Origin of the sequence: Pseudoxanthomonas sp. (assembly GCF_027498035.1) — a bacterium.
Taxonomy (GTDB): Bacteria; Pseudomonadota; Gammaproteobacteria; order Xanthomonadales; family Xanthomonadaceae; genus Pseudoxanthomonas_A.
The window spans coordinates 1,192,853-1,217,735 of the sequence record NZ_CP114978.1; the positions used below are offsets into that span (position 1 = coordinate 1,192,853).

The following is a 24,883-nucleotide window of genomic DNA, read 5'->3' on the forward strand; positions in this document are numbered from 1 at the left end:
CAGGGGACTCGCTAGGCTGATCGATTCGCGACGAATCGACACCCATCGGCGCTCCCCTTCCCTGCACAGGCCAGACCCCACAGGCATGGACAGTATCCGCATCCGCGGCGCACGCACGCACAACCTCAAGAACATCGACCTCGATCTGCCGCGCGACAAGCTGATCGTGATCACCGGCCTGTCAGGGTCGGGTAAATCCTCACTGGCCTTCGACACCATCTACGCCGAAGGCCAGCGCCGCTACGTGGAGTCGCTGTCGGCCTACGCGCGCCAGTTTCTGAGCGTGATGGAAAAGCCGGACGTGGACCACATCGAAGGCCTGTCGCCGGCGATCTCGATCGAGCAGAAATCCACCTCGCACAACCCGCGCTCGACCGTGGGCACGATCACCGAGATCTACGACTACCTGCGCCTGCTCTACGCACGCGTGGGCATTCCGCGCTGCCCGGACCACGGCTATCCGCTGGAGGCGCAGACGGTCAGCCAGATGGTCGACCAGGTGCTGGCACTGGACGGCGAGCAGCGCTGGATGCTGCTGGCGCCGGTGATCCGCGAGCGCAAGGGCGAGCACGCCCAGGTCTTCGACCAGCTCCGCGCACAAGGCTTCGTGCGCGTGCGCGTGGACGGTGAACTGTACGAGATCGACGCGGTGCCGCCACTGGCCCTGCGGGTCAAGCACACCATCGAAGCGGTGATCGACCGCTTCAAGCCGCGCGAGGACATCAAGCAGCGCCTCACCGAAAGCTTCGAAACCGCGCTGAAGCTGGGCGATGGCATGGCCGCGGTCATGTCGCTGGACCATGCCGACGCCGCGCCGCATCTGTTTTCGTCCAAGTATTCCTGCCCGGTCTGCGACTACTCGCTGCCCGAACTGGAACCGCGCCTGTTCTCGTTCAACTCGCCGGTCGGCGCCTGCCCAAAGTGCGATGGCCTGGGCGTGGCCCAGTTCTTCGACCCGACCCGCGTGGTCGTGCACCCGGAGCTGGCACTCTCGGCCGGCGCGGTCCGCGGCTGGGACCGGCGCAATGCGTACTACTTCCAGCTGATCGCCTCGCTGGCCAAGCACTACGGCTTCGATGTCGATGCGCCGTGGATGATCCTGCCGGAGAAGGTGCAACAGGCCGTGCTGTACGGCAGCGGCGAGGAGCTGATCAATTTCACCTACCTCACCGAGTCCGGCGGCCGCACCCAGCGCAAACACAAGTTCGAAGGCATCCTGCCGAACCTGGAGCGCCGCTACCGCGAGACAGAATCGGCCGCCGTGCGCGAGGAACTAGCCAAGTACATCAGCGAACAGGCCTGTCCCGAGTGCCATGGCGCGCGCCTGAACCGTGCCGCGCGCAATGTATTCGTCGCCGACCGCCCGCTGCCGGAGATCGCGGTGCTGCCGGTGGACCAGGCGCTGACGTTCTTCAAGGACATGAAGCTGGTCGGCTGGCGCGGCGAGATCGCCACCAAGATCGTCAAGGAGATCGGCGAACGCCTGGGCTTCCTGATCGACGTCGGCCTGGATTACCTGACCCTGGAGCGCAAGGCCGACACCTTGTCCGGCGGTGAAGCCCAACGCATCCGCCTGGCCAGCCAGATCGGCGCCGGCCTGGTCGGGGTGATGTACGTACTGGACGAGCCGTCCATCGGCCTGCACCAGCGCGACAACGAACGCCTGCTCGGCACCCTCACCCGTTTGCGCGACCTGGGCAACACGGTGATCGTGGTCGAGCATGACGAGGACGCGATCCGCGCAGCCGACTACGTACTGGACATCGGTCCGGGCGCGGGCGTGCATGGCGGCGAAATCGTCGGCCAGGGCACGGTCGAAGACCTGCTGAAATCCCCCCGCTCGCTGACCGGCCAGTACCTGTCGGGCAAGCGCAAAATCGAAGTGCCCAAGACGCGCCACAAGCCCAACCCGAAGATGACCCTCAAGCTGACCGGGGCCAAGGGCAACAACCTCAAGGGCGTGGACTTGGAGATCGGCGCGGGCCTGCTGACCTGCATCACCGGCGTGTCCGGCTCGGGCAAGTCGACCCTGATCAACGACACGCTGTATTCACTCAGCGCCAACGCCATCAACGGTGCCTCGCATCCGGTGGCGCCGTTCGGCGAAGTGCACGGGCTAGACCTGTTCGACAAGGTCGTGGACATCGACCAGTCGCCAATCGGCCGCACGCCGCGCTCCAACCCGGCCACCTACACCGGCCTGTTCACCCCGCTGCGCGAGCTGTATGCGCAGGTGCCGGAATCACGTGCGCGCGGCTATTCACCCGGCCGCTTCAGCTTCAACGTGCGTGGCGGCCGCTGCGAAGCCTGCCAGGGCGATGGCCTGATCAAGGTGGAAATGCACTTCCTGCCGGACGTGTACGTGCCCTGCGACGTGTGCCATGGCAAGCGCTACAACCGCGAAACGCTGGAGATCCTCTACAAGGGCTTCAACATCAACGACGTGCTGGAAATGACGGTCGAGGATGCGTTGAAGCTGTTCGAGCCGGTGCCCTCCATCGCGCGCAAGCTGGAAACCCTGATCGACGTCGGCCTGAGCTACGTCAAACTGGGCCAGAGCGCGACCACGCTGTCCGGCGGTGAAGCACAGCGCGTCAAGCTGTCCAAGGAACTCTCACGCCGCGACACCGGGCGCACGCTCTACATCCTGGACGAACCGACCACCGGCCTGCACTTCCACGACATCGAGCACCTGCTGGCCGTGCTGCACAAGCTGCGCGACGACGGCAACACCATCGTGGTGATCGAACACAACCTGGACGTGATCAAGACCGCCGACCAGGTGGTGGACCTGGGTCCGGATGGCGGCCATCGCGGCGGCACCATCATCGCCACCGGCACGCCGGAAGAGATCGCAGCCAACCCCGCATCGCACACCGGCCGCTTCCTGGCCAAGCTGCTGCCCGAAACCGCCGCCAAGGCCACCAAGCCCGCCGCGATGGCCAAGGCCGACGTACTGCCGCCACGCATGGCCGCCAAGGTGGCCGCCAAGCAGGCCGCAGCGAAGAAGAAAATCAAGAAGAAGGTGTCGTCATGAGTGATGCAAACGAAACTGCCGGCGTGCCGCGCCCGGTGCTGGCCCGCGTGCCGATCAACGTGCGCTGGCGCGACATGGACGCCTACGGCCACGTCAACAACGCCAAGTACATTTCCTACCTGGAAGAAGCACGCGTGCGCTGGCTGCACGGCGTCATGGGCGGCGCGAAGATGGGCACCGGCATCTCGCCGGTGGTAGCCAACACCCACGTCAACTATCGCCTGCCGATCGTGTGGCCCAACGACATCGTGGTGGAGCTGTTCGTCGAACGCATCGGCAACAGCAGCGTGACCATCGGCCACCGCATCGTGGCCGACAACGACGACACCGTGCTGTATTCCGACGGCCATGTAGTCGTGGTCTGGATCGACACGGCCACCGGCAAGAGCGCGCCGCTGCCCGATGCCGTGCGTGCGGCAAGCACGCTGGCCTGAGCCGTCGCGCCACGGCCCTGGCTCCGCTGGGGCCTCCCCGCAATCCGACCGAAGATCTTCTATGTAGAGCGGAGCTTGTGGCAATCCCATCTTGGGGGCTCCACTGGGGATTGCCCGCGATCCAGCCGAAGCGCAGCGGAGCCCCCAAGATGGGATTGCCACAAGCTCCGCTCTACAGGTGCAGGTGCACCGACCGACGCGCGGGCGCCATGCTCGCCAAGGCATCCATACCTCACCGCACGGCGGGCTATCATCCCGAACCGATCGCTTCTGGGAGGAAGCCCGCGATGTCAGAGCTGGTCCAGGTCATACAACACGGCGGCGTGCGCGAACTGCGCATGGACCGCGCACCCGTCAACGCACTGGACGACGCGCTCTGCGCGGCCCTGTTGCACGCGCTGCAGTCAGCCGTCGATGCCGATGTCGCCGGCATCGTGCTGTCGGGTAATGCCAAGGTGTTCTCCGGCGGACTGGATGTTCCGCACCTGCTCTCGCACGGCGATGACCGCAATGCACTCCACGCGACCTGGAAAGCCTTCTTCGATGTCGCCGCGGCAATCGCGGGCGCACCGATGCCGGTGGCCGCCGCGCTCACCGGACACGCCCCTGCGGGCGGCTGCGTCCTGGCGCTGTGTTGCGACTACCGGGTGATGACGCGCAGCACCGATCCAGCGCGTCCACTGCAGATCGGCTTGAACGAAACCCAGGTCGGCCTGGCCGTCCCCGACGGCATCCAGCGCCTGATGCGGCGCGTGATCGGTGCGCATCGCGCCGAACGCCTGCTGGTCGCGGGTGCGATGATCCCGGCGGAGCACGCGGCGGGAATCGGTTTGATCGATGCACTGGCCGACGATGCCGAAGCCACGATCCAGCACGCCATCACCTGGCTGCAGGCGATGGCACGCCTGCCCCAAACCCCATTGCGCAAGACACGCCACATCGCCCGTGCCGACGTGCGCGAAGCACTGGACAGCGTCGTCCTGGATGATTTCATCAACGATTGGTTCCAGCCCGACACGCAGGCCGCACTGCAGGCGATGGTGGCGCGGCTGAAGAAGCCATAGCCATGGCCTGCAGTTCGTCAGCCAGGAAAGGCCGAAGGCCGCCGCCGGCACGTGCTGCAGCTTGATCGAGGCCCGGATGCGCTTCGCTTGTCCGGGCTGCCGGGCTCAGGCAGTAACGGCCACCGGACGCGCCGGATCGGAAATCCAACCACTCCACGACCCGGTATAGATCCGCGGCCCTTCCAGGCCGGCATGCTCGAACGCCAGCAACAGATGGCAGGCCGTCACGCCGGAACCACACATCAGCACCACGTCGGCCGGCGCGTGCGTCCCCAGCAATGGCTGCAATTCGGCCCGCAACGCATCCGCATCGCGCAGGCGACCATCGGCCACGTTATCGAGATACGGACGATTCACCGCGCCAGGCACGTGCCCGGCAACGCGATCCACCTGTTCCTCCCGCCCGCTGTAGCGCGCTTCCGCACGCGCATCCACCAGCCAGCCGGGTGCATCGCCCAGGCGTGCTGCGACGTCAGCATCACCCACCGTGCGCGAAGTGTCGTACCCACCCGGATACGCAGGTCGCGGCTGCGGCACGGGAATTTCGTCGGTTTCCGGCAGCCCCGCGGCATGCCATGCAGCCAGCCCGCCATCGATGACTGCAACGTTGGGATGGCCGAGCAGGCGCAGCATCCACCACAGGCGTGCGGCCGCCATGCTGCCGTCACCGCTGTCATAGACCACGACCTGGTGCCGTGGCGCGATGCCCCATTGCCCGAGCCTGGCGGTGAACGCATCCGCATCCGGCAGCGGATGCCGGCCCTGCCCCTGCGCCACCCTGGACAGATCGGCAAGGTCTTCATTGAGATCGGCATACACCGCATGCGGCAGGTGTGATTCCAGGTAGCCTGCACGGCCCGCGTTCGCATCGGTCAACACGAACCGTGCATCGACGATGCGCAGGTCCGGGTCATGCAGATGCAAGGCGAGCAAGGTTGGATCGACAAGCGTGGTCCAGTTCATGCGACGGCCTCCAGACGGCGACGAAGGTTGTACAGGATGGCAGCCGTCGCGCCCCAGATGCGCTGCTCGGCCCAGTCGTATTCCAGCACGGTGCGCTGGCGACCCTTGAATTCCAGTTCGACGCTGCGCAGGTTCTCCGGCGCCATCAGGTAATCCAGCGGCACCTCGAAGACCTCCGCCACTTCACCCGGATTGGGCACGGCGATGAACGTCGGATCGACCACGGCCACCACCGGCGTCACCAGGAAACCGCTGACCGTGGCGAGCGTGTCGAGCAGGCCGATCGGCTGCACCTGGGCACGCTTGAGTGCGATTTCCTCGTCGCTTTCGCGTAACGCCGCGGCGACCGCATCGACATCGCCGGCGTCGACCCGGCCACCGGGAAAACTCACCTGCCCGCCGTGGTTGCGCAGGCCATCGTGGCGACGCGTCAGCAGCACGGTGGTGCCCTGCGGTCGCGGCACCAGCCCGGCCAAGACAGCTGCTGGCGAGGAAGGCCGTGCACTGAGCAGGCCTTCCAGCTCGGCGGTGTTCCAGCCCTGCGTGGCGAGGGCGGCATCCAGCGGATGCAGCGCGCGCTCCAGCGCGGCATGTTCCGGCAGCAGGGTATGAAGATCGTGGGACATGCACGCGCGGTCGGGCAGACGTTCCATCAGAGCCTTGCGGGCATCATCGCCCATCTGCGACCACGCTGCGATTTCATCCAGCGTCCGCAGGCAGCCGCCGCACACGCCGTCACCGCGCATCCTGCAGAGACCGATGCAGGGAGACAGGACTGCGGGCGTTGCCACGGACATGCAGGAACCATCCAGGAGAAAGGGGAAGTGGAGTCGTAAACGACGATGCGCCGGACAAGCCGGCGCATCGTCAGGTCACGCATGAAGCCAGCGACTTACTTGACGCTGATCAGCTTGACGTCGAACACGACGGCCTGGTTCGGGCCGATCGGGGACTGCGGGGTGTTGCCGTAGGCCTTGTCGGCCGGCAGGGTCACTTCCCAGCGCGAACCGGCCGGCATCATGACCAGTGCATCACGCAGGCCCTGCAGCGGGATCTCGCTGACCTTCAGGCTGGCCGGCGGCGGTGCGGCGGTCTGACCTTCCTGCGGGCTGAAGGTGTCGACGAAGGTACGACCGTCGGACAGCGAACCCTTGTACTGCAGGGTCACGGTGCTGGCCTGGGTCGGCTTGGCGCCGCTACCAGCTTCGACCACGCGGTACTGGACGCCGCTGGGCAGGGTCTGCACGCCGGCCTTGGCCTTGTTCTGTGCCAGGAAGGCGTCGGACTTGGTCTTGTTGGCGGCAGCAGCCTGTTCGAAAGCAGCCTTGGCCTTGGCCATCTGGCGCGCTTCCATCTGCTGCACGGCGGTGCGGAGCTGGTCGACCGGCACGGTCGGTTCCTTCTTCGCATAACCTTCCTGGAGTGCCTTCTGCACGGTGGCCAGGTCGATCGATTCGCCGCTTTCGATCAGGTTGCGACCCAGGTCATAACCCAGGGCGTAGCTGAGCGAGTTGCGATCAGGGGCAGGAGTGGACGCCGATGCAGCGGCGGGCGAGGTCTGTGCGGCAGCGGTGCCTGCAGCCAAGGTCATGGCCAGCACGCTGGCAGAAAGCAAACGCAACTTCATGTCTTACAAACCTCCGGGGTTTTGGGAATGGGTCCACAACGGGCGACCCAGGTTGACGCGCTAGGATAGCCCCGGCTGCACTTAACGGCCAGTGAGGCATAGCGGGCATTGACCGGGGCCCGTGACGGAAAGTTCCGGGTTTACATTTTATTTACGAAATAAGGGCTTTTTATGGCGCAAACCCCTGTCCTGGTCATTGATTCCGGCCCCGTCCGCCGCATCACCATCGACCGTCCCGACAAGCTCAACGCGCTCAACGCGGCCACCATCGCTGCCCTGACCGAGGCCTTCCAGGTCGCCGAAGCCGACCGGTCGGTCCGCGTGATCGTGCTGACCGGCGCCGGCCAGAAAGCCTTCGTCGCCGGTGCGGACATCAGCGAAATGGCCGAAATGGATGCGATGGCCGGTCGCGATTTCGGCCTGCGCGGCCAGGCCCTGATGCGCACCATCGAAACCTGCACCAAGCCGGTGATCGCGCGCGTCAATGGTTTCGCCCTGGGTGGCGGACTGGAACTGGCGATGGCCTGCCACCTGCGGATTGCTTCGGACAACGCCAAGGTCGGCCAACCGGAAATCAACCTCGGCCTGATCCCGGGCTTCGGTGGCACCCAGCGCCTGCTGCGGCTGGCCGGTCGTGCAGCCACGCTGGAACTGTGCCTGCTGGGCACGCCGATCACTGCGGCCAAGGCGCTGCAGTTGGGCATCGTCAATGAAGTCGTGGCCGTCGAAGACCTCGACACGCGCGTGGACGCCCTTGCCGGACAGCTGGCCGCATCGGCGCCACTCGCCCTGCGCGGCATCCTGGAAGCGGTCATCCACGGCGGCGAGTGTTCGCTTGGCGAAGGCCTGCAGTTCGAAGGCGCACAGTTCGGCCTGATGTTCGCGACCGACGACATGCGCGAGGGCACCACGGCTTTCGTCGGCAAGCGCAAACCACAGTTCACGGGACGCTGATGCAACAGCCGCAACACCACACCCACGACTGCGCGCGCATCCACGCGTTGGCCGCGCTGATCGATGGCGATGCCATCGATGCAGCGCTTGAAGCCGGTCTGATGGAGGTGCGGGTCGACGCGTCGTGCAGCGATTGCGCAACAGCTGCGCAGCGGGTGGCCGCAGCGCAAGCACGCCTGCGCTTCAACTGGGCAGCACGCGAACGCTATCGCGCGCGCACCGCACGCCTGCAGCGCCGTGCTGCCGAACGCCAGGCACGCCGTGCCCCAGCCCCGATTCTTACCGAAACCGAAACCAAGACCGTGACCGCTCCTTCCCTGCCCCCTGCCGTCGCTGCCGCGCTGGCCCGCGCCAAGGCACGCGCCGCAGCGCGACCCGGTTCGTGAGTACCCCCCTGGCACGCCGCTCGCGCACGTTGACGCGAGCGGAGATCGAAGAGCTGTTCTCGCGCCTGGCCGAGCTCAATCCCAACCCGACCACCGAGCTGGAATACACCTCGCCGTTCGAACTGCTGATCGCGGTGATCCTGTCCGCGCAGGCCACCGACGTGGGCGTCAACAAGGCCACGCGCAAGCTGTATCCGGTGGCCAACACGCCGCAGGCGATCCTGGACCTGGGCGAGGAAGGCCTGAAGCGCTACATCTCCACCATCGGCCTGTTCAACGCCAAGGCCAAAAACGTCATTGCCACGTGCCGGATCCTGGTCGAGCAGCATGGCGGCGAAGTTCCGCGCCAGCGTGAAGCACTCGAAGCCCTGCCCGGCGTCGGTCGCAAGACGGCCAACGTGGTGCTCAATACCGCGTTCGGCGAATCGACCATGGCCGTGGACACGCATATCTTCCGCGTCGCCAACCGCACCGGGCTTGCGCCCGGCAAGGACGTGCGCGTGGTCGAGGACAAGCTGGTCAAGGTGATCCCGGCACACTACCTGTACAACGCGCACCACTGGCTGATCCTGCACGGGCGCTATGTGTGCAAGGCGCGCAAGCCGGACTGCCCGCAGTGCGTGATCCGCGACCTGTGCCGCTTCAAGGACAAGACGCCCGACAGCGCGCAGCCGCGCTGAGCGGTGGTGGTGGTGACGAACAAGAAGAGCCGAATGCCCTTGTAGAGCGGAGCTTGCTCCGCTGGGGACTTTGTGGCGATCTGTCCGGAAAGCAGCGGAGCAAGCTCTGCTCTGCAAGGCATTTGCGGCGCCCTGTTCGAAAAGCAGCGGAGCAAGCTCCGCTCTACAGGGGGAGCAAAGCGACCCGCACTGGTGACGCCAGGAAAGCCAACGGCGGCGGAGCTTTCGCCCCGCCGCCGTTGGCGACATTCCGACAATGACGCTCGGATCAGAAGGAGACGTCACCCCACACACCGAACTCCTTGGTGTGCAGATCGATGCTAGTGTCGTTCTCGTTCTTGGTGTCCTTGTACACGGCCGCCAGCTTGAAGCCCTTGGTGACCGGGAATTCGACGCCCAGGTTGAAGTACTTGTTCTGCAGGCTCGGGTCGACGTCCTTGCTGGTGTCGGCCTTGTCGTAACGGGCGAAGGCGTTGATGCCGGTGGCGGTCAGCGGCACGCTGCCCCACACCGACCAGCCATCGGCCTTGTCGTCGACCACGTTGGTGACGGCCCAGTTCTTGGCCTGGAACCATTCGGCGCCCAGGCGGAAGCCCGACGGTGCGGCATAGGCGGCCATGGCGTTGATGCGCTTGGCGGTCTGCGGCGGATTGACGCTCTCGGTTTCCTGGCCACGTTCGCCCGAGTAACCACCCACGGCGATGATGGTGTTCGGCGTTGGCGCAAAGCCGGCGCGTGCTTCGATGTCCACGCCCTTGCTGCGGCTGAAGTTGCGATAGCCGCGGCCATTGACCACCGACACCTGGTAGTTGGCCATGCCGCCGGCGATATCGCCGCTGGCGTGCACACCCCAGTCGGCCGAGGTGCCATAGGACAGGCGGTCGGTCAGCGTGTTCTCGACGTAGCGCATGCCGTAGAACTTCTCGGCGAACGGAATCCACGGCATGTCCGCCGAACCGATGCGGACCACAAAGGCGTCGTCGAACTTGCCCTGCAGGTAGGCCTTCTTGACGAACACCTCGGTGTTGCTGATGGCCGACAGGTACTGGAAGTCGGTGGTCAGGTTGGCCGACCAGACGTCGTTGAACTTGTGGTCGACGGTCAGGTAGAAGCGCTTGACATCGAAGCCGGTGCCGCTGGAATCGGTCTTGCTGCCGTTGTTTTCCTGGTTGATGTTGGACGCATCGAAGAACATGCGGCCGCCGATCTTGGTGTCGTTGACCAGCTTGGTCAGCTTGTCCACGCTGTCCTGCGTCTTCTGCGTCGTCTCGATGGCCTGGGCCTGGGCGACGTTGACATCGGACTGGGCATCGGCCTGCGCCTGCTGGGCATCGCTCTGTGCTTTCAGGGCATCGAGCTGGGCCTGGAGCTGGGCCACCTGGGCCTGCAGCTGGGCCATCTGTTCGGCGGTCACTGCCTGGGTCTTGGTCGCTGCGGACGCATTGCCTGCAAAGGCAAGGCTGGACAGCCCGAGACCCGCGACAATCGCGGTAGCGAGCAGATTGGAACGCATGAGAACTCTCCACGAGGTTGGGTTGGATGAGGCAGTGCCGGCCCCCTCATGCGAAGGGTCCGGCGCTGAACGATGTGAAGATTCCGTCAAGTTCGTGACAGCCGCGCGTCATCGAAATGTCAGGAAAAAGACACGCCGGAGCCGGGCTCGCACCGAAGGGCTGTCATGTTTCTGAAACCCCAGTGCCTCGAAACCATCATCGAACGGTCGTGCAATGGCGCCGCTGCCACTGCCGTGGCGACGACTCCATCCATCCGAGGACTCAACCGTGACTTCCCTTCCCAAGGCCCGCCTTGCACTGGCCTTTGCTCTGGCCTCCTGCGTGTTCGCCGCCAACGCGACCGACGTGACCGGCGCCGGCTCCAGCTTCGTGTATCCCGTGCTGTCCAAGTGGTCGGCTGCCTATGCCGAGAAGAGCGGCAACCACGTCAATTACCAGTCCATCGGCTCCGGTGGCGGCATCGCACAGATCAAGGCCGCTACGGTTGATTTCGGCGCCTCGGACAAGCCGCTGGACGCCGCTGACCTGGCCAAGTCCGGCCTGGGCCAGTTCCCGGTGGTGATCGGCGGCATCGTGCCCGTGTTCAACGTGGCGGGCGTCGCCCCGGGCGCGCTGAAGCTGGACGGCACCACGTTGGCCGACATCTTCCTGGGCAAGATCACCAAGTGGAACGACCCGGCCCTGGCCGCGTTGAACCCGGGCCTGGCCCTGCCCGACCTGCGCATCACCGTCGTGCACCGCTCCGATGGTTCGGGCACCAGCTTCAACTTCACCAACTACCTGTCCAAGGTCAGCCCGGACTGGAAGTCCAAGGTCGGCGAAGGCACGGCCGTCACCTGGCCGACCGGCATCGGCGGCAAGGGCAACGAAGGCGTGTCGGCCTACGTGCGCCAGATCAAGGGTGGCGTCGGCTACGTCGAATACGCCTACGCGCTGCAGAACAAGCTCTCCTACGCCGCCATGCGCAACGCCGCCGGCAAGACCCTGCAGCCGAATGCCGAAGCCTTCGCCGCCGCCGCTGCCACCGCGGACTGGAAGTCGGCCAAGGACTTCAACCTGATCATGACCAATGCGCCTGGCGCCGACGCGTGGCCGATCACCGCCACTACCTGGGCGATCATGTACAAGAAGCCCAAGAGCGCCACCCAGACCAAGGCCGCGCTGGACTTCTTCAAGTGGTCCTTCGAACAGGGCCAATCGCAGGCGCAGGCACTGGACTACGTCCCGCTGCCGCCGTCGCTGGTGCAGCAGATCGAAGCCTACTGGGCCAGCAGCATCAAGTAAGCCGCCTCGCGGCAAGCCCTTCCGGCGGCATCTCTCTCCCCGCCGACAGGACATGCCATCGAGACAAGAAAGGCCCGGGATCTCCCGGGCCTTTTCTTTTGCGCCATGAACGCCCTGCCCGCCTTATCGGGCGATGCGATAGACCGGATAGAGGTTCAGTGCCGGCTCGGCCGAGGCATGGCGCCTGGCAAAAAAAGCCAGCCGCTGGGCCGGGCTTGCAGCGAAAGCCGCATCACTGGCCAGGCGCGCCTGGAAGGCTTTTGCCATCTCCGGATCGCGCAGCTGCTCGCGCGCGACGGCTTCGGCGACATAAGCCTCCATGTATTCCTGCTGCTGGAAACTGCTGTTGAACATGCCCCAGGCCAGCAGCGAATCCGGCCCCAATGGTTCGAACAGCGTCACCACCAGCCGCGCCTTGGGCTGGGCGATCGGCACGTACAACGAACCAACAGCCACGTCGCGCGATTCGCCGGCCCATTGCCCGGTGACGGTGGCGCGCTGGCGGCTTTCGAAGGTCTTGGCCGCCAGCTCGACGGTAGCCGCGTGAAACACTTCCACCGGCGCACCCGGGCGCGCCGCCTCCAGCCGTTCGTAACGCACGCCATGTGCATCCAGCAGGTCCGCGACCTTGGCCGCATACGCCGCCGGCACGATGTAGCCAGCGCCCGGCGCGTCGGCTGACACCGTCGGCACCACCTTGTCGTACAGCGGCACCTTCCATACCTGCGGCTTGCTGTCGTCGTACTGGGTCCACAGCCCGCCGGACACATCCGACGAGGTCCGGGTGTAGGCGTAGCCAAGGAAATCGATCGTGCGGAATGTTTCCGTCGCCTTGAAATCCAGCGGCACGGTCAGCGGCGCGCCACTGCTGGCCAGCTGGTCGGCGGCCTGTGCCTGCTGCAGCCAGCGCGCGCCGTCGCGCGCGGCCATCGAAGCCAGGTCGATGATGGTGTTGCGGGCAATCTCCACGCGCTGGGCGTAGGTCTTCCAGGAATGGGTTTCCAGCAGGATGCTGTAGCGGTTGCGCAGCTGGAAATAGCCGGTGGAAAACCGCGGCAGGTACACATTGTCCGCAAAGCCCGAGGTCGGATCGTCGTTCTTGAGCAGCGAGGGATAGAACGGCAGCGGCGTGGAGCCCTGCTTGCGCAGCTGGCCCAGCAGACCATCACTGATCTTCTGGCCGAGCTGCATCAGCCCGGCATCGCCTTCGTGCAGCGGCTCCATCTGGATCGAAGCGTCATGCTGGAACTTGGCACCGTCGGTGGCGTGGATGTCCAGGGTGACGATCGGGTCCCAGCGGTTGACCAGGTCCAGCATCGCCCGCGTCTCGGGGGCATCGACCTTGATGTAGTCGCGATTGAGGTTGAGGTTCTGCGCGGTGGCACGCTGGCCCATCTGCGCCGGGCCATTCTGGTTGGGGCGGTTCCAGGCGCGGAAACGCTCGTGGCCATCGACGTTGTAGACCGGCACGAACACGATCACCACCTGGTCCAGCACCTTCGGCGCGACCTTGCCTTCCAGCATCTCGCGCAGGGCAATGAAGCCGGCGTCCTTGCCTTCGATCTCGCCGGAATGGATGCCGCCCTGCACCAGCAGCACCGGCACATCCTTGCGACGCGCCTGGTCGGCGCTGAGCACGCCGGTGCGGCTCACGACCATGGCCAGCAGCGGACGCCCTTCGGGCGAGACGCCGAAAGTTTCCAGCCGTACCGCTTGCGGATAGGCCTGGGCGAAGCGTTCGATCAGCGGCTGGAGTTCGTCATAGCGGCCGGTGCGGATGAATCCACTGCGCTCGCCTTCGGTGGTCAATCCCGCGCTGGCCGATGCAGCAGCCGCCAGCGCCGGCAGGGACATCAAGGCCAGCAGCAGGACAAGACCAGGCCGGAACGCATTGGGCAAACGTCGTTGTGACACAAGGGATCTCCGAGGCATGACGGTGGACGCACGCGCATGACCCGGGCACTCGGCCGGCGACGTGGCGGAAGCAGGAGCATTGTTCATGCACGGCATCGTGTCCACACGGCAGCGCGCGCCCCGGCGGTTGCGCGATATCGACTACTCCGCGCTGTCGTTCGCCGATGCTACGCGCCGTGCCAGGCCGGCAACGGCATGGAGGGCCATGCCCTGCCGCCCCGTACTCGGCCAGGCCGGCGTGCCACGACACCGTCACCGGGATGTCATGCACACGCAGGTTCCCGTCGGACAGGTACGCGATGGACCAACCCGCGGGCCGGCTGTCCAACACGTCACTTCGCTGGGCAATCGGCCATCTGCCCGGCCATCGAAGGGTTTCGCCGGCAGGACGATGCCCGCGGGAACGGCCATCCGTCACGCCGTCATGACCCTGTAACAAAACCATCATCCAATAGCGTCACCTGCTGGCTGCACCGGCAAACGTCCATATTGGAGTTCCAGATGAAGCTCAAGTCGGCCCGCGTGGCCCTGCTGTCCCTGTCCGTCGCCCTGGCCGTTGCCGCGTGCAACAAGCCCGCCGACCAGGCCAACACGGCCGCTGCGCCCGCGACCGGCGCCACTGCTGCCGCGCCGGCCGCGCAGAACCCCAACGCCGCGCAGGTCTCCGGCGCTGGCGCGTCCTTCATCTATCCGCTGGTGTCCAAGTGGTCGGCCGACTACGCCACCGGTACCGGCAACCAGGTCAATTACCAGTCGATCGGCTCCGGCGGCGGCATCGCCCAGATCAAGGCCAGCACGGTCGATTTCGGTTCGTCCGACAAGCCGCTGTCCTCCGAGGAACTGGCGCAGGCCGGCCTGGGCCAGTTCCCGTCGGCCATCGGCGGCGTGGTCCCGGTGGTCAACCTGGAAGGCATCGAAGCCGGCAAGCTGCGCCTGACCGGCGAACTGCTGGCCAACATCTTCCTGGGCAAGGTCGAGAAGTGGAATGACCCGGCCATCGCCGCGGCCAACCCGGGCGTGCAGCTGCCCGACGCCAAGATCAGCCTGGTCCACCGCTCCGACGGTTCGGGCACCAGCTTCAACTTCACCAACTACCTGTCCAAGGTCAGCCCGGAGTGGAAGACCAAAGTCGGCGAAGGCACCTCGGTCCAGTGGCCCGGTGGCGTGGGCGGCAAGGGCAATGAAGGCGTGGCTTCGTACGTGAAGCAGATCAAGAACTCGATCGGCTACGTCGAACTGGCCTACGCACTGCAGAGCGCGATGCCGTACACCTCGATGCAGAACGCCGCCGGCCAGTGGGTCGAGCCGAATTCGGAATCCTTCGCCGCCGCGGCCGAAAGCGCCGACTGGGCCAGCGCCAAGGATTTCAACCTGGTCATCACCAACGCGCCGGGCGAGAAGGCGTGGCCGATCACCGCCACCAACTTCATGCTGATGCACAAGCAGCCGGCCGATGCCAAGCGCAGCGCCGAGACGCTGGCATTCTTCAAGTGGGCCTTCGAGAACGGCCAGAAGCAGGCCGAAGAGCTGCATTACGTGCCGCTGCCGGCGCCGCTGGTGACCCAGATCGAAGCGTACTGGGCCGCTGAATTCAAGTGACGCTCCGGCCCGTGCGCATCGCGCACGGCTTTGCCGGATCGTCATCCCCGCGAAAGCGGGGATCCAGGGACGTTGCAGTTGCCTCTGTTTTTGCCTTCCCGCTTCAAACAAAAGCACAAGCAAAGTCCCTGGATCCCCGCCTACGCGGGGATGACGACCTCGAAAATCTCCGTCTTTGCGGTAACGACGCACTGAAACATCCCTGCCGCACGCTTCCCCGATCCCTCACGCGAGCTCACCGCACCGCATGAACGCAGCTACGCTCCCCGCCACCGCCAGCAGCACCCGCGATACGCGTGATGCGCGCGCCGATCGCATCTTCCGCTGGATCCTGGTCGGCACCGTCGCCTTCGTCCTGGTCGCGCTGGCCAGTGCCGCCCTGTCCATGCTCTGGGGCGGCCGACACGCGCTGCTCACCCAGGGCTTCAGTTTCATCACCTCCACCGAATGGAATCCGGTCGAGAACAAGTACGGCGCGCTGGCGCCGATCTACGGCACGCTGGTCACCGCCCTGATCGCCATGCTGATCGCCGTGCCGGTGAGCTTCGGCATCGCCTTCTTCCTGACCGAAGTGGCGCCGCGCTGGCTGCGCGGTCCGATCGGCACGGCCATCGAACTTCTGGCCGGTATCCCGTCGATCATCTACGGCATGTGGGGCCTGTTCGTGCTGGTCCCGATGATGACCGAGTACGTGACGCCCTGGCTCAACGACACCCTGGGCGAACTGCCGGTGATCGGGCCGGTGTTCCAGGGCCCGCCGCTGGGTATCGGCATCCTGACCGCGGGCTTCGTGCTCGCGATCATGGTGATCCCCTTCATTTCATCGGTGATGCGCGAAGTGTTCCTGACCGTGCCCACGCGCCTGAAGGAATCGGCCTACGCGCTGGGCTCGACCAAGTGGGAAGTGAGCTGGGACATCGTCCTGCCCTACACCCGCTCGGCCGTGATCGGCGGCATCTTCCTCGGCCTGGGCCGCGCGCTGGGCGAAACGATGGCGGTGGCCTTCGTGGTCGGCAACAGCGTGTCGCTGTCGGTGTCGCTGCTGATGCCGGGCACCACCATCGCCGCGCTGATCGCCAATGACTTCGGCGAGGCCACCGAAACCTACCGCTCCGCGCTGCTGCTGCTGGGCTTCGTGCTGTTCGCGGTGACCTTCGTGGTGCTGGCAGTGGCCCGCTACATGCTGCTGCAGCTCTCGCGCAAGGAGGGCAACTGATGTCCGCCTCCGCGCTGTACCTGCGCCGCCGCGTCGTCAATGTCGTCGCGCTGCTGCTGTCGTGCGCCACGGCGATCTTCGGCCTGGTGTTCCTTGCCTGGATCCTGTGGACCCTGCTGGCCAAGGGTGTCGCCGGCATCAACCTCAACCTGTTCACCATGAACACGCCGCCGCCGATGCAGGACGGCGGCCTGCTCAACGCCTTCTTCGGCAGCGCGGTGATGTGCGTGCTGGCCATCGTGATCGGCGCGCCGCTGGGCGTACTGGCCGGCACCTGGCTGTCCGAATACGGCAACGCGCGCAAGGCCGGCACCGTGGTGCGTTTCGTCAACGACATCCTGCTGTCGGCGCCGTCGATCGTGCTGGGCCTGTTCGTCTACGCGATGGTGGTGTCGGTGATCGGCTTCTCGGCGCTGGCCGGTGCGATCTCGCTGGCCTTCATCGTGCTGCCCGTGGTCGTACGCACCACCGACGAAATGCTGCGCCTGGTGCCGGCGCAGATGCGCGAGGCGGCCCTGTCGTTGGGCGTGCCGCAGTGGAAGGTCACCGTGCAGGTGCTTTACCGCAGCGCCTCGGCCGGCATCGTCACCGGCATCCTGCTGGCCCTGGCCCGTATCTCCGGCGAAACCGCGCCACTGCTGTTCACCGCCTTCGGCAACCAGTTCTGGAGCACGAACGTGTTCCGCCCCATGGCCTCGGTGCCGGTGGTGATGAACCAGTTCGCCGGCAGCCCCTATGAATCCTGGCAGACGCTGGCCTGGGCCGGCGCGCTGGTCCTGACCGTGTTCGTGCTGCTGGTCAGCCTGGGCGCGCGTTTCTTCCTGCTGCGCAACAGGATCTCCAATGACTGACTTATCGATGGATCCCACCATGAACGATATCCAGCACGCCGCTCCCACGCCGCGCCTGACGCCCGTCACCACCGACCGTGGCGTGCTGCCGCCGGCTGAAGTGAAGCTGGAAGCCCGCGGCCTGGACTTCCACTACGGCAGCTTCCACGCACTGAAGGGCATAAACCTGCAGATCCCGGAAAAGCGCGTCACCGCGCTGATCGGCCCGTCCGGCTGCGGCAAGTCGACGCTGCTGCGCATCTTCAACCGCATCTACGCGCTGTATCCCAAGCTCAAGGCCAGCGGTGAAGTACTGCTGGACGGCGAGAACATCCTCTCGCCCAAGTACCCGATGAACCGCCTGCGCAGCAAGGTCGGCATGGTGTTCCAGAAGCCGGTGCCGTTCCCGATGACCATCTTCGAGAACGTCGCCTACGGCATCCGCCACCATGAAACGCTCAACAAGGCCGACATGAAGGACCGCGTCGAGCAGGCCCTGCGCCAGGGCGCGTTGTGGGATGAAGTGAAGGACAAGCTGGGCCAGAGCGCGCTGGGCCTGTCCGGCGGCCAGCAGCAGCGCCTGTGCATCGCCCGCGCCGTGGCGTTGAAGCCGGATGTGCTGCTGCTGGACGAGCCGACTTCGGCGCTGGACCCGATCTCCACCAGCCGCATCGAGCAGCTGGTCGAGGAACTCAAGCGCGACTACACCATCGCCATCGTCACCCACAACATGCAGCAGGCCGCGCGCGTGAGCGACTACACCGCCTTCATGTACCTGGGCGACCTGATCGAACACGACGTCACCTCGACCATCTTCTCGCGTCCGTCCAAGCAGCAGACCGAGGATTACATCACCGGTCGGTTTGGGTGAGCGATCGCGCTTGGCCGATGCTTACCGGCATCGGCTGCGATCGCGAACGCCCGGCCATGGATGACCGGGCCGGTGTTGAACCAAGACAGGATGTCCCGCCACGGATGGCAGCAGCACAGCAGCACACACGCCGACTCGGCATTGCCGCGTGGCCAGTTGCACACGACAGCTCAAGACCCGGCGCACTCCACGCTTTCCAGGACTCTCCAAACCCATGAACAACCTCCCGCACGAACATATCGTCAAGAGCTATGACGAAGAGCAGCGCCGGCTGGCCGGCGAGATCCTGCACATGGGCGAGATCGCCGTGGCCCAGCTGGAAGCGGCGCTGGACGTGGTCGAGCGCCGCGACGACCGCGCCGCCCAGCGCATCATCGCCAATGATGAAGCCATCGACGCGCTTGAGTCGCAGGTCAGCCACGACGTGATGCAGCTGGCCCTGCGTGGCCCGATGGCGCGCGACCTGCGCGAAATCCTGGCCGCCCTGCGCATTCCCACCGACATCGAGCGGATCGGCGACTACGCCGCCAACGTGGCCAAGCGTTCGATGGCGCTCAACGCCCTGCCGCCGGTGCCACATGCGACCGGCCTGCGCGCCCTGGGCCAGCTGGCCGCGCAGCTGGTGCGCGATGCCCTGGCCGCCTACCGCGACAACGATGCCGAGCTGGCCGTGCAGGTGCGCGAACGCGATGCCGAGCTGGACGCGCTGTACACCGCGCTGTTCCGCGAACTGCTGACCTACATGATGGAAGACGCGCGCAACATCACTCCGTGCACGCACCTGCTGTTCATGGCCAAGAACCTGGAACGCATCGGCGACCACGCCACCAACATCGCCGAAAACGTCTGGTTCCTGGTGCAGGGTGACAAGCCGCTGCCGCCGCGCGACAAGCGCGACCAGACCGCGTTCACCGGCGCGCTCTGAGCCGCCACACGGGCGGGTTTCGCAAGATTGAACGCGATGGCCACCAGGCCAGCGTGGAGCTCACTGCAACAACGGGCGCGTCCTTCGGGGGCGCGCCTTTTTCATGGCGCACATCCCTGTGCGCCACCCTTGGGGCGGCTTCGCCGTGAAAAACGGCTGTCCTGCTGTTTTTTCATGGCGCGTATCCCTGTTCGTCACCCTTAAGGCGGCTTCGCCGTGAAAAACGGCTGTCCTGCCGTTTTTTCATGGGCGACCGCCTGCAGGCAGGAAACCGAAGGCCTGACCCGGTCTGCTAGGCTTTCATCCATGCAAGACACCCCTGTGCCTCCCTCGCCCGCCGCACCGACTTCCGTTTCGCCCATGGCCCGCCGCTTCCGTGGCTTCCTGCCCGTGGTGGTGGACGTGGAAACCGGTGGCTTCGACTGGAACCGCCACGCACTGCTGGAAATCGCCGCGGTGCCGATCGACCTGGATGACCAGGGACGCTTCATCCTGGGTGACACCTCGTGCGCGCACCTGGAACCGGCGCCCGGCCTGGAGATCGATCCCAAGTCGCTGGAGGTGACAGGGATCGTGCTTGACCACCCGTTCCGCCTGGCCAAGCCTGAAAAGGAAGCGCTGGACCATGTGTTCGCGCCGGTCCGCGCGGCCGTGAAAAAGCACGGCTGCCAGCGCGCGATCCTGGTCGGCCACAACGCGCATTTCGACCTGAACTTCCTCAATGCCGCGGTCGCGCGCACCGAACACAAGCGCAATCCCTTCCATCCCTTCAGCGTGTTCGACACGGTGACCATGGGCGGCATGGCCTATGGCCAGACCGTGCTGGCGCGTGCGGTACAGGCCGCCGGCATGGAATGGAATTCGGAAGAAGCGCACTCGGCCGTCTACGACGTCGAGCAGACCGCGCGCCTGTTCTGCAACATCGCCAACCAGTGGCCGCGCCCGCGCGCCGCGGGCGGCTGATACCCGGCGTCAGTCGGGCACAGGCGCCGTCACCGGCGCCCTGGCCCCCAGCGTGGCGCCGGCAGAAGCGGCGATCACTGCCACGATCGCCAGCCACTGCAGCGGACGCAGCTGCTCGTGCAGCAGCAACATCCCGCACAGCGCACCCAGCGCCGGCTCCAGGCTCATGAGCATGCCGAAGGTGCGCGCCGGCAGCCGGGTCAGCGCCATCATTTCCAGCGAATACGGCAATGCCATCGACAGCACCGCCACGCCCAGCGCGGCCGGCAGCAAGGCCGGCGTGAACAGCGCCATGCCGGCATGGGCCACGCCCCACGGCACCGCCACCACGCAGGCAATCGTCGAGCCGAGCGCGACCGTCTGCGCGCCGTGTTCGGCACCGGCCTTCTGCCCGAACAGGATGTACAGCGCCCAGCACACGCCCGCGCCCAATGCGCAGGCCATGCCGACCGGATCGAGCGCCGCCTGCGAACCCGGCCACGGCACCAGCAGCAACAGCCCGGCAATCGCCAACCCCGCCCACACCAGGTCACGCGGACGGCGCGAACCCAGCACCGCCACCGCCAGCGGCCCGGTGAATTCCAGCGCCACCGCCAGGCCCAGCGGCACGGTCTGCAGCGCGATGTAGAACAAGGTGTTCATCGTCCCCAGCGAGAGCCCGTAGCCCAGCAGCATCGGCCAGGGCAGCGCGCGCCAGTCCATCTTCCACGGCCGGAACACGACCCACAGCAGCACCGTGCCGAATCCGAGCCGCAGCGCGGTCGCACCGGTCGCGCCGATCGCCGGGAACAGGCTCTTGGCCAGACTGGCGCCGGCCTGGATCGAGAGCATCGACACCAGCAGCAGCGCCACCGGATACAGGATGGAAGATGTACGGAACGATGAAGGCGCGGACACGGCGGAACCTGATGACTGGATGGAGACGTGATTGCGCATTATATTGCGCAACACCCCGCCAAAGCGAAGTGCAAAATCATGCGCAACCGGCATCAAACTGCATGAGCGTGCTGGAACACGTCGCCGGCAACCTGCGCCGCCTGCGCCAGCTGGCCGGACTGAGCCAGCAGGCCCTGGCCGAAACCTCGCAGGTCAGCCGCCGGATGCTGGTCGCGATCGAATCGGGCGACGCCAACGTCAGCCTCAATACGCTGGACCGGCTGGCCGAAGCGCTGGGCGTGCAGTTTGCCGACCTGCTCAAGGCCGAAGACATCGCCGGCCAGCCGCGCGTGGATGCGCTGGCCTGGCGCGGAAGCGACCCACGCTCGCGCGGCATGCTGTTGTCCAGCGTGCCGGCGGTGCACCAGGTGGAGCTGTGGCAATGGACGCTGATGCCGGGCGAGCGCTACCGCTCCGGTGCCGACCCTGCGGGCTGGTGCGAGCTGCTGTACGTGATCGAGGGCCGGCTCACCCTGGAGCAGAACGGAAACGAACAGCACCTCGACGCCGGCGAGCACCTGGTCTTCCCCAGCGACACAGGCGACTACAGCTACCACAACGCCGGCGACATCCCGCTGCGCCTGGTCCGCAACGTGGTGTACTGACCGCAGTCGATCGTCGATACCGCGCGTTGCTGCGCCGATGCGGGTCAGTCGTGTTCGATCCGGTCGCGACCGTTGCGCTTGGCGCGATACAGCAGGCGGTCGGCGCGCTGGTAGAGCGAGGCCGGTGACACATCGGCATCTTCCAGCTGCACCAGGCCCGCGCTGAAGGTGATCTGCAGCACGGCGATGTTGCCCCAGCCAGACTGCGCATGGAACAGCTCGCGCAAGCGCATGCAGGCCTGCATCGCCTGTTCCAGCGCGGTGTCGGTAAACACCAGGCAGAACTCCTCGCCACCGCTGCGTGCCGCCATGTCGGCATCGCGCGCGTGGCCCACCAGCAGCGCACCGACCTGCTTCAACACCGCATCGCCGATGCCGTGCGAGTGCTGGTCGTTGACCTTCTTGAAATGGTCCACGTCCAGCATTGCGATGCACAGCGGCAAGCCGCTGCGCCGGGCCCGGGCGATCTCCTGCGCCAGGCGTTCGTCCAGCGCGCGGCGGTTCGGCAGGCCGGTCAGCACGTCTTCACGCGCCTGGCGCTCGAAGGCTTCGGACTGCAGCCGCAACTGGTGCAGCAGGCCGGTCTTTTCCCTGTCTGCATCGCGCAGCTGTTGCGCCTGCACCTGCAGGTCGCGGGTGCGTTCGTCCACCAGCCGCGTCAGGCGTCCGGTGCTGGCCCGGTAACGATGGATGCGATAGCGGTACAGCCCGAACAGCAACAGCCCAATCACCAGCAGCGCCGCCACCTGCACGCTGCGGCGCTGCCACGGGAACGGTTCGATGGTGAAGCGCAGCACGGCCTCGCGATCGCTCCACGCGCCATCGGGATGCGCAGCAGATACGTGCAGGGTGTAGTCGCCCGGCGGCAGGCCGACGAACTCCACGCTGCGCTGGCGACCGCGCTTGACCCAATCGGCCGCCAGCCCTTCCAGGCGGGTGCGGTATTCGGTGCGCTCCGGCAGCAGGTAGCTCAGGCCGACGTAGCTCACGCTTAGGCGATGACCGCCCTCAAGCGACAGCGATGCGCGGTTGCGCCATGGCAGCGGCACGCCGTCCTGTTCGACCTCGTCGATCACCACCGGTGGCGCGGGACGCTCGCGAAACCACTGCAGCCGCCTGGGATCGACCGTGGACACGCCACCGGCGGTGGCCACCCATAGCGTGCCGTCGTCGCGCACGACCGCCGTGGGACCCGAGCTGCCGTTGGCCTGCGAGTTGGCCATGCCGTCCATCTCGTTGTAGTTGGTCATCACCACGCGTGGCTGCACGCCATTGGCCACGCGCTCCAGGCTCTGCCAGTCAGTGCGCAGCACGCCGCGGTTGCTGGTGATCCACAGATGGCCTGCATGGTCCGGGAGCAGCTGGAACACCGCATCCACCGGCACGCCCTGCTCCAGGCCCACGCGCGCCAGCTTGCCGGCGCGGTAGCGGTACAGGCCGCGATCACTGCTGATCCACATTGCATCGCCGATGCGGGTGAACCCGAACACACTGCGGCCACCGCCCAGCTGCTCCAGTGGAATCGATTCGACCTTGTCCCCGCGCAACACCAGCGCGCCTTCCAGCGTGCCCACCCAGACCGCGCCGGGTTCGCTGTACACCGCTGTCGTCAGCGCCACCGGCAGCGCAGGCACGGGCGGCGCCACCACCCGGTCGCCCTGCACCGATGCCAGGCCACGCTGGGTCGCAAGCCAGACCACGTCATCCGCACCGATGCTGATGCCACGCACCGTGCCGGCCGCCAGCCCCTGCTGCGGACCGTAGCGCTGGACCCGGCCATCGGTCGCCACGCGATACAGGCCATCGTTGGCCGTGCCCACCCACAGCGTGCCATCGCGTTGCTGGGCCAGGCTCAAGGCCGAAGGCGGCTTGCCGGTGTCGGTGGGCAGATCGAGATGGGTAATGCTGCGACCGGCCGCGATGCGGTCCACGCCGGTGGAGTTGCCGACCCACAGGTCGCCATGGACATCCTGCAGGACCGCGCGCACGTAGTCCGAACTCAATCCGTCGCGCGCCGTGGTGTTGGTGAACAGCGTTTCGCGCAGGCGGAACAGGCCACCATTGGCGCCGACCCAGATGCTGCCCTCGGCATCTTCCTTGAAGCTGGTGATGCGGCCACGCGGCAATGGCAGGGCCGATGACAGGGTCTCGATGCCATGCCGGCCGATGTGCAGCACGCCGACGCTCTCGGTGCCGATCCACAGTTCGCCATGCCGGTCCTGCAGCAGCGCGGTCAGGCGCCCGGCATCGGGCAGCCGGTGCTGCATGACCAGCTTGCCGTCCTGCAGGCGATAGAGGCAATCCCGCGCCACCACCCACAGCGCGCCGTCCGGGGCCTGATAGGGCCAGGCCAGCCCCGGCGGCAATCCGTAGGCTCCGGACACCACATGCGTCCTGCCATCCACCTCGCGCACGACCAGGCCCTGTTCGCTGCCCACCCAGACGCGGCCCTGTGCATCGACCAGCATGTGCGCGTAGGCCGTGCGCAGCGGCGAATCGGCCGTTGGCGCTTCATAGACGTAGCGTCCGTCCGGGGTCAGGTACGCCAGCCCGCGCCCTTCGAACAGCATCCACAGGCGCCCCTGGTGATCCATGGTCATCGCCGACAGCAGCACCTCGGGCGCATCGGCCGGGCGCTGCCAGATCCTGAACTTGCCGTCGGGTCCATAACGGCTGACGTTGCCGCGCGAATCGCTCAACCACAGCGCGCCCTTCGGATCGACATACAGCGCACCGATGCCGTTGTCGGCCAATGCCGGCCGGGTGCTGCGATCAAAGGTGGTGAACTCCAGTCCGTTGTAGCGGACCAGCCCTTCCCAGGTGGCAAACCACAGGTAGCCATCGGCGGTCTGGGCGATGTCGCGGATCGAGTTGTGCGGCAGGCCGTCGCGCGAGGTCCACAGGTCGATGGCGTCATCGCGCAGCGGCGGCGATGGCGCCAGGGTGGATGCGTGCAGCACGCCAGGCAGCCAGAACGCGCATATCAACAACAGGCAGGCGCAGGCCCGCAGCGGCGTCATCCGCTGCAGCTCGCGCTGTGGTTCGTGCGTGCGTCCCCCGACCCGCATCCTGCTTTCCCCT

At 66.3% G+C, this 24,883-nt stretch carries 21 protein-coding genes; 14 read left to right on the forward strand and 7 right to left on the reverse strand.

All coding sequences use genetic code 11. The features are described from left to right. Positions 1-85 precede the first annotated feature (85 nt). The 3 genes from uvrA to O8I58_RS05220 all read left to right on the forward strand — a co-directional run bounded on the left by uvrA (position 86) and on the right by O8I58_RS05220 (position 4,535). Positions 86-3,037, forward strand: coding sequence for an excinuclease ABC subunit UvrA (gene uvrA, locus O8I58_RS05210; protein ID WP_298321252.1), 2,952 nt, complete (start codon positions 86-88; stop codon positions 3,035-3,037). Beyond that, positions 3,034-3,471, forward strand: a complete 438-nt coding sequence (locus tag O8I58_RS05215; protein ID WP_298321253.1) for an acyl-CoA thioesterase — start codon at positions 3,034-3,036, stop codon at positions 3,469-3,471. Before uvrA ends, O8I58_RS05215 begins: the two co-directional genes overlap by 4 nt. 287 nt (positions 3,472-3,758) lie before the next feature. Beyond that, positions 3,759-4,535 carry an enoyl-CoA hydratase/isomerase family protein gene (locus O8I58_RS05220; RefSeq protein WP_298321254.1) on the forward strand — a complete coding sequence of 259 codons (777 nt, stop codon included), beginning with the start codon at positions 3,759-3,761 and terminating at the stop codon, positions 4,533-4,535. A 105-nt stretch (positions 4,536-4,640) separates the two neighbouring features. Here the strand turns inward: O8I58_RS05220 and O8I58_RS05225 are convergent, their stop codons facing one another. From O8I58_RS05225 to O8I58_RS05235, 3 genes are all read right to left on the reverse strand, one after another. Then, positions 4,641-5,498 (reverse strand): sulfurtransferase, encoded by an 858-nt coding sequence (locus O8I58_RS05225; RefSeq protein ID WP_298321256.1) that lies wholly within the window; start codon positions 5,496-5,498, stop codon positions 4,641-4,643. Then, entirely contained in the window at positions 5,495-6,295 is an 801-nt protein-coding gene (locus tag O8I58_RS05230; protein WP_298321257.1) for a CoA pyrophosphatase, read from the reverse strand. Before O8I58_RS05230 ends, O8I58_RS05225 begins: the two co-directional genes overlap by 4 nt. A 95-nt stretch (positions 6,296-6,390) precedes the next feature. Next, a complete protein-coding gene (locus O8I58_RS05235; RefSeq protein WP_298321258.1) occupies positions 6,391-7,125 on the reverse strand; it encodes an FKBP-type peptidyl-prolyl cis-trans isomerase in 735 nt (244 codons plus the stop codon). A gap of 171 nt (positions 7,126-7,296) precedes the next feature. Here O8I58_RS05235 and O8I58_RS05240 point away from each other — a divergent pair, with 171 nt between their 5' ends. The 3 genes from O8I58_RS05240 to nth are packed head-to-tail and all read left to right on the forward strand — an operon-like array spanning position 7,297 to position 9,145. Beyond that, on the forward strand, positions 7,297-8,079 hold the full coding sequence (locus tag O8I58_RS05240) for an enoyl-CoA hydratase/isomerase family protein (RefSeq protein WP_298321259.1): 783 nt from the start codon (positions 7,297-7,299) through the stop codon (positions 8,077-8,079). Continuing rightward, positions 8,079-8,465 (forward strand): hypothetical protein, encoded by a 387-nt coding sequence (locus tag O8I58_RS05245; RefSeq protein WP_298321261.1) that lies wholly within the window; start codon positions 8,079-8,081, stop codon positions 8,463-8,465. Before O8I58_RS05240 ends, O8I58_RS05245 begins: the two co-directional genes overlap by 1 nt. Next, positions 8,462-9,145: an endonuclease III gene (gene nth / locus O8I58_RS05250; protein WP_298321263.1), complete on the forward strand. Its 684-nt coding sequence runs from the start codon at positions 8,462-8,464 to the stop codon at positions 9,143-9,145. Before O8I58_RS05245 ends, nth begins: the two co-directional genes overlap by 4 nt. 268 nt (positions 9,146-9,413) lie before the next feature. Here nth and O8I58_RS05255 read toward each other — a convergent pair whose 3' ends face one another. Continuing rightward, positions 9,414-10,658, reverse strand: coding sequence for a porin (locus O8I58_RS05255; RefSeq protein WP_298321265.1), 1,245 nt, complete (start codon positions 10,656-10,658; stop codon positions 9,414-9,416). Positions 10,659-10,926: 268 nt separating this feature from the next. On the opposite strand from O8I58_RS05255, the gene pstS (O8I58_RS05260) reads away from it, so the two are divergent. Beyond that, positions 10,927-11,943 carry a phosphate ABC transporter substrate-binding protein PstS gene (gene pstS, locus O8I58_RS05260; RefSeq protein ID WP_298321268.1) on the forward strand — a complete coding sequence of 339 codons (1,017 nt, stop codon included), beginning with the start codon at positions 10,927-10,929 and terminating at the stop codon, positions 11,941-11,943. A 123-nt stretch (positions 11,944-12,066) separates the two neighbouring features. Here pstS (O8I58_RS05260) and O8I58_RS05265 read toward each other — a convergent pair whose 3' ends face one another. Then, the gene (locus tag O8I58_RS05265; RefSeq protein WP_298322770.1) at positions 12,067-13,797 is read right to left on the reverse strand and encodes a M14 family metallopeptidase; all 1,731 of its coding nucleotides are present in this window, start codon (positions 13,795-13,797) and stop codon (positions 12,067-12,069) included. 561 nt (positions 13,798-14,358) lie between these two features. Between O8I58_RS05265 and pstS (O8I58_RS05270) the strand changes: the two genes are divergently transcribed. The 6 genes from pstS (O8I58_RS05270) to rnt all read left to right on the forward strand — a co-directional run bounded on the left by pstS (O8I58_RS05270) (position 14,359) and on the right by rnt (position 20,261). Beyond that, the gene (pstS, locus tag O8I58_RS05270) at positions 14,359-15,456 is read left to right on the forward strand and encodes a phosphate ABC transporter substrate-binding protein PstS (RefSeq protein ID WP_298321270.1); all 1,098 of its coding nucleotides are present in this window, start codon (positions 14,359-14,361) and stop codon (positions 15,454-15,456) included. A gap of 247 nt (positions 15,457-15,703) precedes the next feature. Beyond that, entirely contained in the window at positions 15,704-16,672 is a 969-nt protein-coding gene (gene pstC / locus O8I58_RS05275) for a phosphate ABC transporter permease subunit PstC (protein WP_298321272.1), read from the forward strand. After that, complete coding sequence (gene pstA, locus O8I58_RS05280; protein WP_298321274.1) at positions 16,672-17,523, forward strand: phosphate ABC transporter permease PstA; 852 nt, start codon at positions 16,672-16,674, stop codon at positions 17,521-17,523. Before pstC ends, pstA begins: the two co-directional genes overlap by 1 nt. A gap of 19 nt (positions 17,524-17,542) precedes the next feature. Continuing rightward, a complete protein-coding gene (pstB, locus tag O8I58_RS05285; protein ID WP_298321276.1) occupies positions 17,543-18,373 on the forward strand; it encodes a phosphate ABC transporter ATP-binding protein PstB in 831 nt (276 codons plus the stop codon). A 214-nt stretch (positions 18,374-18,587) separates the two neighbouring features. Beyond that, positions 18,588-19,298 carry a phosphate signaling complex protein PhoU gene (gene phoU / locus O8I58_RS05290; protein WP_298321278.1) on the forward strand — a complete coding sequence of 237 codons (711 nt, stop codon included), beginning with the start codon at positions 18,588-18,590 and terminating at the stop codon, positions 19,296-19,298. 306 nt (positions 19,299-19,604) lie between these two features. Continuing rightward, positions 19,605-20,261, forward strand: coding sequence for a ribonuclease T (gene rnt, locus O8I58_RS05295; RefSeq protein WP_298321280.1), 657 nt, complete (start codon positions 19,605-19,607; stop codon positions 20,259-20,261). A gap of 9 nt (positions 20,262-20,270) precedes the next feature. Here the strand turns inward: rnt and rhtA are convergent, their stop codons facing one another. Further along, entirely contained in the window at positions 20,271-21,158 is an 888-nt protein-coding gene (rhtA, locus tag O8I58_RS05300; RefSeq protein ID WP_298321282.1) for a threonine/homoserine exporter RhtA, read from the reverse strand. Between the two features lie 101 nt (positions 21,159-21,259). On the opposite strand from rhtA, the gene O8I58_RS05305 reads away from it, so the two are divergent. Beyond that, entirely contained in the window at positions 21,260-21,802 is a 543-nt protein-coding gene (locus O8I58_RS05305) for a type II toxin-antitoxin system RelB family anti-toxin (RefSeq protein WP_298321284.1), read from the forward strand. Between the two features lie 44 nt (positions 21,803-21,846). On the opposite strand, the gene O8I58_RS05310 is transcribed toward O8I58_RS05305, so the two are convergent. Next, positions 21,847-24,870, reverse strand: coding sequence for a ligand-binding sensor domain-containing diguanylate cyclase (locus tag O8I58_RS05310; RefSeq protein WP_298321286.1), 3,024 nt, complete (start codon positions 24,868-24,870; stop codon positions 21,847-21,849). Positions 24,871-24,883 lie beyond the last annotated feature (13 nt).